The 13,862-nt window shown below is 65.0% G+C and carries 12 protein-coding genes; 2 read left to right on the top strand and 10 right to left on the bottom strand.

Annotated features, from left to right (window positions below; all coding sequences use genetic code 11):
- Window positions 1-6 precede the first annotated feature (6 nt).
- Complete coding sequence (gene doeB, locus E6C48_RS08355) at window positions 7-1,002, top strand: N(2)-acetyl-L-2,4-diaminobutanoate deacetylase DoeB (RefSeq protein ID WP_136356031.1); 996 nt, start codon at window positions 7-9, stop codon at window positions 1,000-1,002.
- A gap of 50 nt (window positions 1,003-1,052) precedes the next feature.
- On the opposite strand, the gene E6C48_RS08360 is transcribed toward doeB, so the two are convergent.
- The 9 genes from E6C48_RS08360 to E6C48_RS08400 form a co-directional block, all read right to left on the bottom strand.
- Window positions 1,053-1,850: an ABC transporter permease subunit gene (locus E6C48_RS08360; protein ID WP_136356033.1), complete on the bottom strand. Its 798-nt coding sequence runs from the start codon at window positions 1,848-1,850 to the stop codon at window positions 1,053-1,055.
- Complete coding sequence (locus E6C48_RS08365; RefSeq protein ID WP_136356035.1) at window positions 1,834-2,703, bottom strand: 2-aminoethylphosphonate ABC transporter permease subunit; 870 nt, start codon at window positions 2,701-2,703, stop codon at window positions 1,834-1,836. The genes E6C48_RS08360 and E6C48_RS08365 overlap by 17 nt, the downstream gene beginning before the upstream one ends.
- Window positions 2,696-3,853, bottom strand: coding sequence for an ABC transporter ATP-binding protein (locus E6C48_RS08370; RefSeq protein ID WP_168734485.1), 1,158 nt, complete (start codon window positions 3,851-3,853; stop codon window positions 2,696-2,698). Before E6C48_RS08370 ends, E6C48_RS08365 begins: the two co-directional genes overlap by 8 nt.
- Complete coding sequence (locus E6C48_RS08375) at window positions 3,853-4,881, bottom strand: 2-aminoethylphosphonate ABC transporter substrate-binding protein (RefSeq protein WP_136356037.1); 1,029 nt, start codon at window positions 4,879-4,881, stop codon at window positions 3,853-3,855. Before E6C48_RS08375 ends, E6C48_RS08370 begins: the two co-directional genes overlap by 1 nt.
- Window positions 4,882-5,195: 314 nt before the next feature.
- Complete coding sequence (locus E6C48_RS08380) at window positions 5,196-6,206, bottom strand: 2-hydroxyacid dehydrogenase (RefSeq protein ID WP_136356039.1); 1,011 nt, start codon at window positions 6,204-6,206, stop codon at window positions 5,196-5,198.
- A gap of 170 nt (window positions 6,207-6,376) precedes the next feature.
- The gene (gene pbfA / locus E6C48_RS08385; protein WP_136356041.1) at window positions 6,377-7,738 is read right to left on the bottom strand and encodes a (R)-1-hydroxy-2-aminoethylphosphonate ammonia-lyase; all 1,362 of its coding nucleotides are present in this window, start codon (window positions 7,736-7,738) and stop codon (window positions 6,377-6,379) included.
- Window positions 7,739-7,820: 82 nt separating this feature from the next.
- The gene (gene phnY / locus E6C48_RS08390) at window positions 7,821-9,281 is read right to left on the bottom strand and encodes a phosphonoacetaldehyde dehydrogenase (RefSeq protein ID WP_136356043.1); all 1,461 of its coding nucleotides are present in this window, start codon (window positions 9,279-9,281) and stop codon (window positions 7,821-7,823) included.
- An 11-nt stretch (window positions 9,282-9,292) separates the two neighbouring features.
- Window positions 9,293-10,552 carry a phosphonoacetate hydrolase gene (gene phnA, locus E6C48_RS08395; protein WP_136356045.1) on the bottom strand — a complete coding sequence of 420 codons (1,260 nt, stop codon included), beginning with the start codon at window positions 10,550-10,552 and terminating at the stop codon, window positions 9,293-9,295.
- 58 nt (window positions 10,553-10,610) lie between these two features.
- Window positions 10,611-11,804, bottom strand: coding sequence for a 2-aminoethylphosphonate--pyruvate transaminase (locus tag E6C48_RS08400; protein WP_136356047.1), 1,194 nt, complete (start codon window positions 11,802-11,804; stop codon window positions 10,611-10,613).
- 120 nt (window positions 11,805-11,924) lie between these two features.
- Between E6C48_RS08400 and E6C48_RS08405 the strand changes: the two genes are divergently transcribed.
- Window positions 11,925-12,800, top strand: coding sequence for a LysR substrate-binding domain-containing protein (locus E6C48_RS08405; RefSeq protein ID WP_136356049.1), 876 nt, complete (start codon window positions 11,925-11,927; stop codon window positions 12,798-12,800).
- A gap of 21 nt (window positions 12,801-12,821) precedes the next feature.
- On the opposite strand, the gene E6C48_RS08410 is transcribed toward E6C48_RS08405, so the two are convergent.
- Window positions 12,822-13,853 carry a trans-3-hydroxy-L-proline dehydratase gene (locus tag E6C48_RS08410; RefSeq protein WP_136356051.1) on the bottom strand — a complete coding sequence of 344 codons (1,032 nt, stop codon included), beginning with the start codon at window positions 13,851-13,853 and terminating at the stop codon, window positions 12,822-12,824.
- Window positions 13,854-13,862 lie beyond the last annotated feature (9 nt).

Raw genomic sequence — 13,862 nt, forward strand, 5'->3', positions numbered from 1 at the left:
CCTGCCATGCCGAGACCCTCTCCCATCTCCCCCACCGTCGATTTCGACCGCGACGGCGTCCAGCACGGCTTCCTGCGCCTGCCCTACAGCCGCGACGATTCCGCCTGGGGTTCGGTGATGATCCCTATCTGCGTGATCAAAAACGGCAGCGGCCCCACCGCACTGCTGACCGGTGCCAATCACGGCGACGAGTACGAGGGACCCCTGGCGCTCTATGAGCTTGCCCGCACGCTGGAGCCGAAGGATGTTTCCGGCACGGTCATCGTCGTGCCGGCGATGAACTATCCGGCCTTCCGCGCCGGCACGCGCACTTCGCCGATCGACAAGGGCAACATGAACCGGGCCTTTCCCGGCCGGCCGGACGGGACCGTGACGGAGAAGATCGCCGACTATTTCCAGCGACAGCTGCTGCCGCGCGCCGATATCGTTTTCGACTTCCACTCCGGCGGCCGCACGCTCGATTTCGTGCCGTTCTGCGCGGCGCACATTCTCCCCGACAAGGACCAGGAGGCGAAAGCGTTCGCAGCGGTGGAAGCCTTCTCCGCGCCTTATTCCGTGAAGATGCTGGAGATCGACGCGGTCGGCATGTACGACACCGCCGCCGAGGAGATGGGCAAGGTTTTCGTCACCACCGAACTCGGCGGCGGCGGCACGTCTCGCGCCGAGACCGTGCGCATCGCCCGGCACGGCATCCTGAATGTGCTGCGCCACGCCGGCATCGTAAATGGTGCGGATGAGAGGACTCGAACCCGCTGGCTCGACATGCCTTCGGGCGACTGCTTCTCCTTCGCCGAGGACGACGGCATGATCGAGACCATGGTCGATCTCGGCGAGCCGGTGAAGAAGGGCACCGTCGTCGCCCGCATCCACGGCACCGGCCGCACCGGTCTCGCGCCGCAGGACATCCGCTCGCGCATGGACGGGTTGCTGGCGGCGCGGCATTTTCCGGGCCTGGTCAAGGCCGGCGACTGCGTGGCTGTCGTCGCCGTCGAGGTCGGCTGAGAATCCCTACAAGCGGCCGATCATGACACGCGGCACGGCGGCTCGCTTCGTCAGCGCACCGCCGCCCTGTTGGAAACTTTCGACAGAATGGCCAGCACGATCAGCGTTCCGACGCCGAGGATGGTGGCCATCGTCGCCGCGTCGAAGATCGCACCGCGGTCGGAGAGCGCGAAGATGCGCACGGGCAGCGTCACCCAGCCCGGCGGATAGATCATCACGGTGGCGCCCAGTTCGCCCATCGAGAGCGCGAAGGACAGGCTGAAGGCAGCGACCAGATAGGGCAGGAGCAGCGGCAGCGTCACCCGGCGCAGCCGGTAGAAGGGCCGTGCGCCGAGGCTCTCGGCCACCTGTTCGCAGTCGACCGGGATCCGCGCCAGCCCGGCCGTGACGTTGCCGTAGGTGAAGGCCGAAATCAGCACGAAATGCGCGATCAGCACGATCCAGGTGGTGCCGTTGAGCAGGAAAGGCGGCTGGCTGAAAGCGACCAGCAGGGCAAGCCCGACCGAGACCGACGGCACGGCGCTGGGGATGAAGAACAAGAGGTCGAGCACCCTCTTCGGCATGGTCTTGAAGTTGCGCAGCGCAAGTGCTGCCCAGGTGCCGCACACCAGCGCCGCGCCGCTGGCGATCACGCCGGTCAGGAGGCTCGCCTTCAGCGCATCGAAGGAATCGCTGCGGAAGGCCTTGGAATAATGGACCAGCGTCATGTTGGACGGCAGGATGTCGTTCCACTGGCCGCTGAAGGAGGCGAGCACGATGACGCCGATCGGCAACCCGTAGATAATCAGGAACAGCGGCACCGCGACCGCCCAGGTGGCGATGCGCCAGGGTTTAGACCAGACCAGCACGACGGCCTCCGAAATGTGCGATCGCCAGCCGGTAGAGCGAGTAGAGGCCGAGCGAGAGGACGACGTTGACTACGGCGATGACGCAGGCGGTCGTGTAATCGAATTCCTGGATCGCCTTGGAATAGATCAACAGCGGCAAGGTGATGACATCCTTGGCGCCGATGAACAGCACGATACCGAATTCGTTGACGGTAAGCAGCAGGCAGAGGCTCCCGCCCGCCACCAGCGCCGGCAGCGATGCCGGCAGGATGATCTGCCGCACGATGCGCAGCGGCCTGGCCCCCAGGCTCGACGCCACCTCGATCTGCGCCTGGTCGATGGTCGAGAAGGTCGCCAGCAGCGGGCGCATGATGAAGGGTGTGTAGACGGTCATTTCCGCCAGGATCACGCCCCATTGCGAATAGAGGAAGTCGATCGGCGGCAGGTCGAGGCTGAAGACGTGCATCAGTGTTTCGTTGAGCAGGCCGGCCGAGCCGTAGATGAAGGTGAAGGCGAGCGTGACGAGGAATGTCGGCAGCGCGATCACCGTATCGATCAGCCGGCCAGCCATCTTGGCGCCGGGAAACGGCACGAAGGCGATGATCAGCGAAAGAATAAAACCCAGTACGAGGCAGCCCGCCGTCGCGCTGACGGCAATGACGATGGTGTGGTAGAGGCCGTCGAGGAACCGGCTCGACATCAGAACCTGCTCGAAGGTCGCGAGCGACGGCGCATCCTCGCCGAACGAGGCCCGCACGATCAGGCCGAGCGGGTAGAAGAACAGCACCGCCAGGATTAGCAGCGGCGGCGCGATCCAAAGGCTGTCCACTCTGAGCCGCGGCGCGGGAGCGGCGGCGATCGCCGCCTCAGCCATGGCTCGCGTCCTCCGGCACCAGCGTCACTTCGGCGGCATCGAAATGCACCGCGATGATCTCGCCGATGCGCGGCGGATTGGCCATCGGCGCCGAGGTCATGCGCACCGTCTCGCCGCCGGCATCGAAAGTGATGTTGTGCACGTCGCCCTGCCACTGCACGCTGAGCACGGTTCCCGAAATCGAATTCGGCTCCGATGCGCGCGAGAACCGGAAATCGTGCGGCCTGACGCAGACCAGGCAATCGCTTCCCCGGGCCAGCCCATGGTGGTTGCGCGCCGACAGCGTCACGTCGCCGAAGCGGACCTTCGCCATCTGCTCGTCGAGCGGCTGCACGTCGGTCACCGGAAGCAGGTTGGCCCGGCCGAGGAATTCCGCGGCGAAGCGGTTCGGCGGATGACGGAACAGCGATTGCGATCCGCCGAAGGCCTTGAGCTTGCCGTCGCGCATGATGCCGATGTGGTTGGCCAGCGTCAGCGCCTCGCTCTGGTCATGGGTGACGTAAAGCACGGTCAGGTTCGGCAGGTCGCGATGCAGCTTGGCCAGTTCGTCCAGCATCGAACGACGGATCTGTGCGTCGAGCGCCGACAGCGGCTCGTCGAGAAGCAGCACCTGCGGCTTCGGCGCCAGCGCCCTGGCGATCGCCACGCGCTGCTGCTGGCCGCCGGACAGTTCGCGCGGATAGCGCTTGGCATAGGTCGACATGCCGACCATGGCGAGGCACTCGGGCACGCGCTTCTTGATGACGTCTTCGGCCGCACCATGGGCGCGCAGGCCGAAGGCGACGTTTTCCTCGACCCGCATGTGCGGGAACAGCGCGTAGTTCTGCACCACCATGCCGATCTTGCGGTCGTAGGGCGCCAGATGGGTGACGTCGCGGTCGCCGATCAGGATGCGCCCGCCCGAGGGACGCACGAACCCTGCGACAGCGCGCAGGGCCGTGGTCTTGCCCGACCCGGAAGGGCCGATCAGGGCGACGATCTCGCCCGGATTGACGGTCAGGGTGAACGAATGAAGCACGGTCAGTGCGCCATAGGTGACCGAGACGTTCTCGAAGCCGATCCTGCTGCCGTCCGATGCAGCGGGAGCGGCGGACGCCACGAAAGGCTTCGCGATGTGCGGCGTCCGTTCCATGACCGTCACCTGGGACATCAGTTGCCCGAGATCGCCTGATTGTAGGCTGCCACGTCGTCCTTGAGGCTGTCCAGCACCTTGGCCCAGTCCGGCGACCATATTTCTACTCCCTCCAGCATGGCGTTCAGGTTCTTGAAATTGTCGTCGTCCGGCTTGACGTCGGTGCGGACGGGAAAGCCCTTGGCGACGGAGCTGATGTCCTTCTGCGCGTCGGCGGACAGCAGGAAATCGACCAGCTTCTTGCCGTTCTCGGTGTTCGGCCCGCCATTGACCAGGGCGATGTAGTAAGGCAGCGCGAACGCCGTCTTCTTGCCGTCAGGCCCGGCGGGGAAGAAAATCTTGATGTTCGGGTTGTCGGTCGACTGCGCCGTGTTCATCTGCATGTCGCCGTTGGCGACGTAGAGTTCGCCCTTGTTGACCAGCGCCGTCAGCTTGCCGGTCGAGGCCGACGGGCCGAGATTGTTGGCCTGTAACTTCTTCAGGAAGTCGAGACCCTTTTCCTTCGAACCGAAGGCATGGAAGGCCTGCAGCATCATCGCAGTGCCGTCGCCGGCCTGGCCGGGCGTCGAATATTGCAGCTTCTGCTTGAACTTCGGGTCGAGAAGATCCTCGTAGGTGGCCGGAGCCTCCTTCAGCACCTCGGTGTTGTAGATGAAGTTCGGATAGTTGTTGACCATCGCATAGTAGCGGCCGTCGGCATCCTTGTCGCGCGCGTCGATCTTGTCGGCGCCGTCGGGCGTATAGGCGGCCAAAAGACCGTCGGCGGCGGCCTTCTGCATGAAGGGCGGCAGCGTCACCAGCACGTCGGCCTGGGTGTTGGACTTTTCCTTCGCCAGCCGGTCGACGACGCCGCTGGAGCCGGCCTCTACGAACTGGATCTTGATGCCGGTTTTCTCGGTGAAGGCCGCGAACTGGTCCCCGTACCAGCTCGGATCGCCGTCATGCAGGCCGTCGGCGCTGTAGAGGGTGACGACCCCCTCGTCGGCAAGTGCCGGAAGGGCTGTAGCCGCCAGCAGGATTGCGGCCAAGGCGAATTTCGTTTTCATGATCTCTCCTTTGCTTGACGCTTTAAAGTGTTCCGAAGGCGGTTCTTATTGTTGTCAGCCGCACTGTCCGCGCGGCCGGTGGCCATCCTCGGCGGTTAATGTGTTGGGGTGGCATCGATAAGTAAAATCTATTTATTTTATGAAGGAGAAAGTTTCGCTTATGAAGCCGCTCTTCAACGGATGACCGTATCCTCCGGCCGGCCAAAGGCCGCCCGCCTATCGATTTGTGCAAGCACGATGGCACCGGTCCATGGCACGCGCATGACAGATGATGATGGCGGATCGCTCCAGGGCGGCGCTGTGAAAACGTCGGCTCAGCCGAAAACGACGCCTGCAGTCTGCGCCGTAAGGCGCGGGTCGCGCGAGCGCACCGTCACCGGGCGGCCGTCGAGGATTTCGAAGCAGCGGGCCAGCGTGTCGTCTTCGAGCCGCCGCATCGCCTCGCGCGTGAAGAAGGTGAGGTGTGGAAACAGGATGACGTTGTCGCGGCCGAACAGTGCGCTCATCGGATGGCCAGATTTCTTCAGCGGCTCCACCGAATAGACATCGAGGCCGACGCCGCCGACGCGGCCGGAGACCACTGCCTCGACCAGCGCCGCTTCGTCGACGATGGCGCCGCGCGAGACGTTGATGAGGACGGCCGATGGCTTCAGGCAGGCGAGTTCGGCCTTGCCGATCAGGCCGCGCGTTTCGTCGTTGAGCACGCAGTGGATCGAGACGAAGTCGCTGGCGGCGAGCATCGCCTTGAGGTCGGGCACCGGCTCCACGCCGATCGCCCGCAATTCGTCGGGATCGCTGTGGGGACTGTAGGCCAGCACCTTGGCGCGAAACCCCTGCCCTGCCATGCGCGCCATCGATCGGCCGATCTTGCCGCAGCCGACCAGCCCGACGGTCGAGCCCGAAATGTCGCGCCCCAGCCAGCGCTGTTCCGGCCAGACCCAGCCGTCCCGCTCCATCGCCCGGCCGATTTCCGGCAGGCGTCTGGCAAGCGCGATCATCAGCGCGAAGGCACCCTCCGCCACCGTCTCCTCGGCATATTCGGGCACGTTGACGACCGGAATGCCGCGCCGGATCGCCGCCGGAATGTCGATGGCGTCGATGCCGACGCCGTATTTGACGATCCCTTTCAGTTTCGGCGCCGCCGCGATCACCCTTTCGCTGATCGGCGTGTAGCACATGAGCAGAAGATCGGCGTCGGCGACCGCCCGGCAGAGCTCGGCTTCCGGAATGCCGTCTGGCACGGTCACCAGTTCGACGCCTCGCGCACGCAGGCCCGCATCGATGCCCGGACATTCCAGTTCTGCGTCGGTGCGGACGGCTTTCATGAAAGGCAACCACAGGCTGGCGTATCGGCGAAGTTCGGCGCGTTTGAACCCCCACCCTTAACCCCTCCCCTCAAGGGGGAGAGAGACTTGGCACGCGGCAGTTCCCCCTCCCCCTTGAGGGGAGGGGTTAGGGGTGGGGGTAAACTCATCAAAGCCATTGCAAGCTCAATTCACCCCGCCAGCACCGCGTCCTCGACAATGCTCAGCGCCCGGTCGAGGTCTTCTCGTGCAATCACCAGCGGCGGCGACAGCGTCAACACGCTGCCAGCGCTGATCTTGAAGGAAAGACCCTTTTCCAGACAGCGGTAGTAGATGCGCTCGGCCAGCGTGTGGTTCGGCTTGAAGGTTTCCTCATCCTCGACGATCTCGACGCCGAACATCAGCCCCCTGCCCCGCACATCGCCGACGAAGGGCGAGCGCGCCATCAGGTCCCGCATCCGGTCCATTGCCCAGTTTCCCAACTCGGCGGCGCGCTCGGCCAGTCCCTCCTCGCGCACGATGGCGATGGTGGTCAGCGCCGCGCGCGTCGTCACCGGGTTCTTCTCATGCGTGTAGTGGCCAATGGCGTAGTCGCCGGCAACGTCGAGGTCGCGGCGCGCGATGACGGCGGCGATCGGCAATATGCCGCCGCCAAGCGCCTTGCCCATGACGATGATGTCGGGCGTGACGCCGTCATGCTCGGAGGCGAAGAACTTGCCGGTCTTGCCGAGCCCGGTCGGGATCTCGTCGAAGATCAGGAGCGTGCCGTGGCGGTCGCAGGCCTCGCGCACCGCTTTCCAGAAGCCCGGCGCCGGCACCAGCGGCGTCGCCCGCATCGGCTCGGCGACGACGGCGGCGAAATCCCCTTCGCGGCCGAGAACATAGGAGATCATGTTGGCGCAGGCCCGCGCCGACTCTTCCAGCGAGTTGGTACCATACGGACAGTTATGCGACGCCCAGGGTGCGACATGCTCGGTGCCAGGCAGAAGCGGTCCGGCGATGCCCGAACGGAACGTCGCCTCACCGCCGACGCTCGACGCGCCGAAACCGGCGCCGTGGAAAGCGTCCCAGAAGGACAGCGTCTTGAAGCGGCCGGTGGCGGCGCGCGCCACCTTCAGCGCCACCTCGATGGCGTCGGAGCCGCCGGTGGTGAACAACACTTTGCCGAGGTCGCCGGGCGCCAATTTTCCGAGCGTCTCGGCCAGTTCCACCGCCGGCTCGCAGGTGAAGCGGCGCGGTGAAAACGGCAGCTCGTCCATCTGCCGGCGGATCGCCTCCTTCAGCCTCGGATGGCCATAGCCGATGTGATGCACGCTGTTGCCGTGGAAATCCATGTAGCGGCGGCCGGCCGTGTCCTCGATCCAGATCCCTTCGGCCTTGGCGATGGCCGTCACGCAGGGGCTGGAGAGGCTCTGGTGCAGGAAGGCGGCGGCATCGCGGTCGAGCAGCGCCCTTGTCGCCGCATCTGCCTGCTTCGTGTTCCAGACGCCGCGCGCGGCGGAACTGTTGGACTCGCCTTCGGTGTGGACGATGACCGGCTGCGGACGCGCCATGAAAACCTCCCGGAACCTCAAGTGAAAACGCAAACGAGGGAGCCGTGGCGGCTCCCTCGGGACATCGCGATGCGTATGGCTTTCAACTGACCCATGGCAGCGAGAAGGTCTTGACGTTGGTGTAGGATTTCATCGCCTCGATGACGCCTTCCTTGTAGCCGTTGCCACTGTCCTTGATGCCGCCGAAAGGGCTCATCTCGATGCGGTAGCCGGGCACTTCCCAGATGTTGACGGTGCCGACCTTCAGCCCGGCGATGTATTTCTGCATGCGGCGGAAGTCGTTGGTGCACACGCCCGACGACAGGCCGAAGGCGGTGGAGTTTGAAAGCGCGATCAGCGCGTCGTCGTCGTCGGGCGCGCGCACGATCGGCACGATCGGGCCGAAGGTCTCTTCCATGACGAGTTCGGACTGATGCGGCACGCGGTCGATGACGATGGGGGGCAGCAGCGCGCCCTGCCGGCCGGGATTGTAGAGGATGTCGGCGCCCTGCTCGGCCGCCATCAGGACGCGCTTCTCGAACAGTGCGGCCGCCTTCTCGTGCACGACCGTGCCGAGCTGGGTGGCCGGATCGCGCGGGTCGCCGAACTTGATCGCTTTCGCCCGCTCCAGCACCATGGGGACGAACCGGTCGGCGACCTTCTCCTGCACCAGGATGCGCTTGACCGCCGTGCAGCGCTGGCCGGAGTTCTTGGTGGCGCCGGCAACCGCAAGGTCGGCCGCCTTGGCAAGGTCGTCGTCGGACAGGTCGTTGAGGATGATCAGCGGATCGTTGCCGCCGAGTTCCAGCACCTGGCGCCTGTAGCCGGCCTTCTGCGCGATCATCTTGCCGACCGGCACGCCGCCGGTGAAGGTGATGAGGTCGATGTTCTCGTTGGTGATCATCTCGTCGCCGATATCGCCCGGCCAGCCTGTCACGACCGACAGCATTTCCGGCGGCAGGCCGGCCTCATAGAGCACGTCGGCCAGCATCAGCGCCGTCATCGGCGTCAGTTCCGTCGGCTTCACCACCACGCAATTGTTGGTGGCGATGGCCGGCGCCACCTTGTGCGAGACCATGTTGAGCGGATGGTTGAACGGCGTGATCGCCGAGATCGCCTTGAGCGGCTCGCGGATGGTGAAGATTTTCCGCTGCTTGCCGTGCGGGGTGAGGTCGCAGGAAAAGATCTCGCCATCGTCATGGATGACCATCTGGCCGGCAAGGGTAAAGACGTCGAAGGCGCGCCCCACCTCATAGAGCGAATCCTGCTTGGAGATGCCGAGCTCCAGCGTGATCAGGTCCGACAGCTCGTCCTTGCGGCCGTTCAGCAGCTCGGCGGTCTTGAGCAGGATGCGCTGGCGCTCGTAGCGGGTCAGCTTCGGCTGATAGTTCGCCGCGATCTCGAATGCCTTGCGGGCATGTTCGGCATTGCCCGCCGGCACGGTGCCGATCACCGTGTCGTTCCACGGATAACGCACTTCCAACACCGTGTCGGCATCCACCTTCTTGCCGGCGATGCGCATCGGCTCGTGGCGGACCTTGATAGAAGGGTCGAGTTTGGTCATGGCCCCAGTCCTCAGCCCACCTGCGCGGCGGCCATCACCGCGTAGTGGAAGGCGTCGAAGTTCCTCAAGGCCGGCTCGTTCGGCAGGTCCTTCATCAGCCGGTTGACGATGAACGGCACGGTCTGCTCGGTCAGCCCGCCATGCGAGCGCAGCGGCTCGTTGAGTGCGGCCAGGTTGTGCCGGTGCTCGGAAGTGCCGATGGTCTTGTTCTCGCCCGAGATCAGGATGATGTCGCCCATGCGGTCTTCCGGCAGTTCGAAACGGGCGCAGCCTTCCTCGCGGCCGAGCACCAGCGTGATGCCCTCGACCTTGCGCAATTTCTCCATCACCGCCTCGCGGTCGGCGCCTTTCGGCAGGTAGGCGGTGGCGAACGAGCCCAGCGCGCCGTGATGGACGACATAGGGATCGGTGATCGGCAGGATGACGCGCGCGGCCTCCTTGCCCAGCCACTCGTCAAGCAGGTCCTGCACGTAGACGACATTGGGGGAACCGTCGGCATGGTGCTTCGGCTTCATGCCGTGATCGGCCGTCACCACGATCGCCGCGCCCAGTTCATCCAGTTGCGCGAGGTACTTGTCGAACATCTCGTAGAAGGCATTCGCTTGGCTTACGCCCGGCGCGTATTTGTGCTGCACGTAGTCGGTCGTGGTGAGGTACATCACGTCGGGCCGGAACTCCTTGAGCAACTGCACGCCTGCGGCGAAGACGAATTCCGAAAGCTCGGCCGAATAGACCTCCGGTACGGCCAGGCCAAAATGCTTGGACGCATTGTCGATGCCGTGCTCCTTCTTCGTCGTGGTGTCCGACTTCTCGGCCGAGAAGCACAGCGCCCGCCCGTCGTCGAACTTCAGCCCCTTGCCGAGCAGGGCGCGCAGCTTATCCTTGGCCGTCACCACCGCGACCCTGGCGCCGGCATCGTAAAAACCCTGGAAGACGGTCGGTGCGCGCAAAAACTTCGGATCGTTCATCATCACCTCCTCGCCCGTCGCCGGGTCGTAGAGGTAGTTGCCGCAGATGCCGTGCACTGCCGGCGGACGCCCCGTCGCGATCGACAGGTTGTTCGGGTTGGTGAAGGACGGGATCACCGAATGGGCGAACCGCACCGTGCCCTTTTCCTTGATCTTCACCAAAGCCGGCATCAGCCCGGCCTTGATCGCCTCGTCCAGATAGGCCGGCTCGCAACCGTCAAGGCAGATCGCGATCGCCGGCACGCGCGGCCACGCATAGCTGCGGCCGTTCACCGACACGGATACGGGAGACATCTGGTTCATGGGCGTCGGTCCTCGGATTGAAAAAGCCGCGTCAAGCGGCGAAGTCTGGCGGTGGAACTCAGGCGGCAAGCTTTGCGCGTTCGGCGATTGCCGTGGCGGGCGGGGCGGCGGTGTCGACGCCCATCTCGTCGAGCGACTGTTTCGCCGCCTCGACGACGCGGCGCATGACATGCTCGTCCATGCGGCCGATGCAGCCGACGCGGAAGGAATCCACCACCGTGAGCTTGCCCGGATAGATGATGAAACCCTTGTCCTTCATGAGTTCGTAGAAACGGTTAAAGACAAACTTCTCATGCGCGGGGCAAAAGAATGTGACGATGATCGGCGACAGCCAGCGGTCGGACAACAGCGTCTCGAAGCCGAGTTCGCGCATGCCCGCCACCATCACGTCGCGGTTCCTGGTATAGCGCGCGCCGCGACCGGCGACGCCGCCTTCCGCCTCGTGCATCTTCAGCGCCTCGAGGAAAGCGGCGACGACATGCGTCGGCGGCGTGAAACGCCACTGGCCGGTCTTTTCCATCGCCGCCCACTGGGCATGCACGTCGAGCGACAGCGAATGACTGTTGCCCTTGGCGGCTTCCAGCGCGCTCTTTTTCGCGATGACGAAGCCGAAGCCCGGAACGCCCTCGATGCACTTGTTGGCCGACGACACCATCGCCTCGTAGCCGATGTCGTTGACGTCGAGCGGCACGGCGCCGAAGGCGCTCATGGAATCGACCAGCAGCTTGCGGCCTTTGGCCTTCACGACCTCGGCGATCTCCGGAACGGGGTTGAGGATGCCGGAGCTCGTCTCGCAATGGATGGCGAGAACATGGGTAATCGCCGGATCGGCGTCGAGCGCCGCTCCAACCTCGTCGCCACGCGGCGGCAGGTAATCGCCCTTGTCGATCAGCGTGTGCGCCCGGCCGAGATACTTCATCGTCTGCGCGGCGCGCAGGCCGTAGGCGCCGTTGGCCAGCACCAGCACCTTGCCGTCCTTCGGTACGAAGGAACCGAGCATGGCTTCGACGCAATAGGAGCCGGATCCTTGCAGCGGCACGCAGTCGTATTCGCTTTTCCTGTCGCCGGTCAGCGCCAGCAGGCGGCGGCGCATGTCGGCGGTCATGGCGCGGAAATCGCCGTCCCACGAACCCCAGTCCTTCAGCATCGCCTGCTTGACCGAATAGGCGGTCGTCAACGGGCCGGGAGTGAGCAGATAAGGCTCGCCGAGTGCCGGAGGCTCGAAACCTTGTGCTGTTGCCGTGTCGGCCATGGCCGGAACGCCTCCCGTCGCTGCTTGTTGTTCGCAGCCTTATAGGCGCCGGACAATGTATTTGAAAAATCGTTATTTTGTATCTATCAATAAGCTGTATCTATTCAAGAGGATGCCGCGATGCGCTATGTCCAACTGCGCGCCTTTCACTACGTCGCCATTTCCGGCGGCTTCTCCCGCGCCGCCGAGGAGCTCTTCCTGACCCAGCCGGCCATCTCCGACCAGGTGCGCAAGCTGGAAGAGGAATACGACATCCTGCTTTTCAACCGGCAGCGCAAGCAGGTGACGCTGACGCCGGCCGGCGAGAAGCTGCTGGCGATCACCCGCCGCATGTTCGACACCGAGAGCCAGGCGCTGGAACTGCTTTCCGAATCACGGGCGCTGCGCGCCGGCACGCTGCGCATCGTCGCCGACGCGGCGCATCACCTGCTGCACATCCTCGGCGAATTCCGCAAGAAATATCCCGGCGTCAAGGTGACCATGCGGGCCGGCAACACCGAGACGGTCATCACCAGCCTGTTCAGCTACGACGCCGACATCGGCGTGCTCGGCGAAATCCCCACCGGCCGCGAATTCGAGATCGTCCGGCTGAACTCCACGCCGATCGTCGCCTTCGCAGCGGCCGGGCATCCGGCGACGAAGCGCGACAGCCTGTCCTTCGCCGAACTCGCTGCCCTGCCGCTGGTCATGCGCGAGCGCGGCTCGCGCACCCGCAAGAAACTGGAGCAAGGGGCGGCGGCGGCCGGCGTCGAGCTGAAATTCGCCATCGAGGCGGAAGGCCGCGAGGCGGTGCGCGAGATCGTCGCCGCGGGCGCGGGCATCGGCTTCGTATCGGAGGCGGAATTCGGCAACGACACGCGGCTCGCCAAGATCCCTATCGACGGCCCGCCGATGCTGATGGACGAGGCGCTGGTGTGCCTGACCGAGCGCAGCCAGGCCAAGACCATGCGCGCTTTCTTAGACATCGCGCGCGCGATGTCGGCGCAGCCTGCGTAGGACGCCGGCAGTTCCTTCGGCTTACAGCTTTTTCGGCCAGGTATCGGCGAGCCGATAGCCGGCAGGCCACGGGTCGCCGGGGTCGAGCATCACCTGATGCGTGCCGGTGATCCAGGCGCGGCCGGAAATCTCCGGCACGATGGCGGGCTTTCCGGCCACGGTCGTTTCGCGCGCGATGCGGCATTCGAAGGTGGAGCCGATGATCGAATGGCCGGTGAAGCGCTGGCCGGCCTTCATCAGCCCGCGCGCGTGCAGCACCGCCATGCGCGCCGAGCAGCCGGTTCCCGTCGGCGAACGGTCCAGCTTGGCCGGCTGGATGACGACAGTGTTGCGGCCGTGCAGGACGCCGTCGCGTTCCTCCACCGGCAGCGTCAGCTGGCAGAACGAGATGTGATCCCATTCGGGGTTGTCGGGATGCGAGAAGCCGAGCTGTTCGTTGGCGGCGCGAGTGATCCTGATGCCGGTCTCGGCCAGTTCGCGCGCCTCGTCCGGCACCACCGCAAAGCCGAGCGACCGGGCGTCGGCGATAACGAAGCTGTCGCCGCCATAGGCGGTGTCGACGGTCAGCGTGCCGAGCCCCTCGACCTCCAGTTTCGCGTCCAGCCTGTCGGCAAAGGACGGCACGTTGGTGACTGTGATGCGCTCTGCCTTGCCATTGCGGCATGAAGCGACGACCTCGACCAGCCCGCCCGGCGCTTCCAGCACCATACGGGTTTCGGGTTCCTGCATCGGCACGATGCCGCTGTCGAGCAGCACGGTGGACACGCAGATGGAGTTGGAGCCGGACATCGGCGGCGTGTCTTCCGGCTCCATGATGATGAAGCCCATGGCGGCGCGCGGGTCCTTCGGCGGAACAAGCAGGTTGATGTGGCGAAAGACGCCGCCGCGCGGCTCGTTCAGCACGAAGTCGCGCAGCGCCTTGTCCCTGGCGATGAAATTGCGCTGCTCCCACAGCGTTTCGCCCGGCGGCGGCGCGACGCCGCCGACGATGACGTCGCCGACTTCACCCTCGGCATGGCAGGATACGATGTGGACGACCTTGCTCGTACGCATGGGCTTTCC

It is taken from the genome of Ollibium composti, assembly GCF_004801285.1.
In the GTDB taxonomy this organism is placed as follows: domain Bacteria; phylum Pseudomonadota; class Alphaproteobacteria; order Rhizobiales; family Rhizobiaceae; genus Mesorhizobium; species Mesorhizobium composti.

Bases quoted from the DNA above. Each gene is read 5' to 3' on its own strand.
- doeB (WP_136356031.1), top strand. From the start codon at position 7: ATGCCGAGACCCTCTCCCATCTCCCCCACCGTCGATTTCGACCGCGAC.
- E6C48_RS08365 (WP_136356035.1), bottom strand. From the start codon at position 2,703: ATGGCTGAGGCGGCGATCGCCGCCGCTCCCGCGCCGCGGCTCAGAGTG.
- E6C48_RS08370 (WP_168734485.1), bottom strand. From the start codon at position 3,853: ATGTCCCAGGTGACGGTCATGGAACGGACGCCGCACATCGCGAAGCCT.
- E6C48_RS08375 (WP_136356037.1), bottom strand. From the start codon at position 4,881: ATGAAAACGAAATTCGCCTTGGCCGCAATCCTGCTGGCGGCTACAGCC.
- E6C48_RS08380 (WP_136356039.1), bottom strand. From the start codon at position 6,206: ATGAAAGCCGTCCGCACCGACGCAGAACTGGAATGTCCGGGCATCGAT.
- pbfA (WP_136356041.1), bottom strand. From the start codon at position 7,738: ATGGCGCGTCCGCAGCCGGTCATCGTCCACACCGAAGGCGAGTCCAAC.
- phnY (WP_136356043.1), bottom strand. From the start codon at position 9,281: ATGACCAAACTCGACCCTTCTATCAAGGTCCGCCACGAGCCGATGCGC.
- phnA (WP_136356045.1), bottom strand. From the start codon at position 10,552: ATGAACCAGATGTCTCCCGTATCCGTGTCGGTGAACGGCCGCAGCTAT.
- E6C48_RS08400 (WP_136356047.1), bottom strand. From the start codon at position 11,804: ATGGCCGACACGGCAACAGCACAAGGTTTCGAGCCTCCGGCACTCGGC.
- E6C48_RS08405 (WP_136356049.1), top strand. From the start codon at position 11,925: ATGCGCTATGTCCAACTGCGCGCCTTTCACTACGTCGCCATTTCCGGC.
- E6C48_RS08410 (WP_136356051.1), bottom strand. From the start codon at position 13,853: ATGCGTACGAGCAAGGTCGTCCACATCGTATCCTGCCATGCCGAGGGT.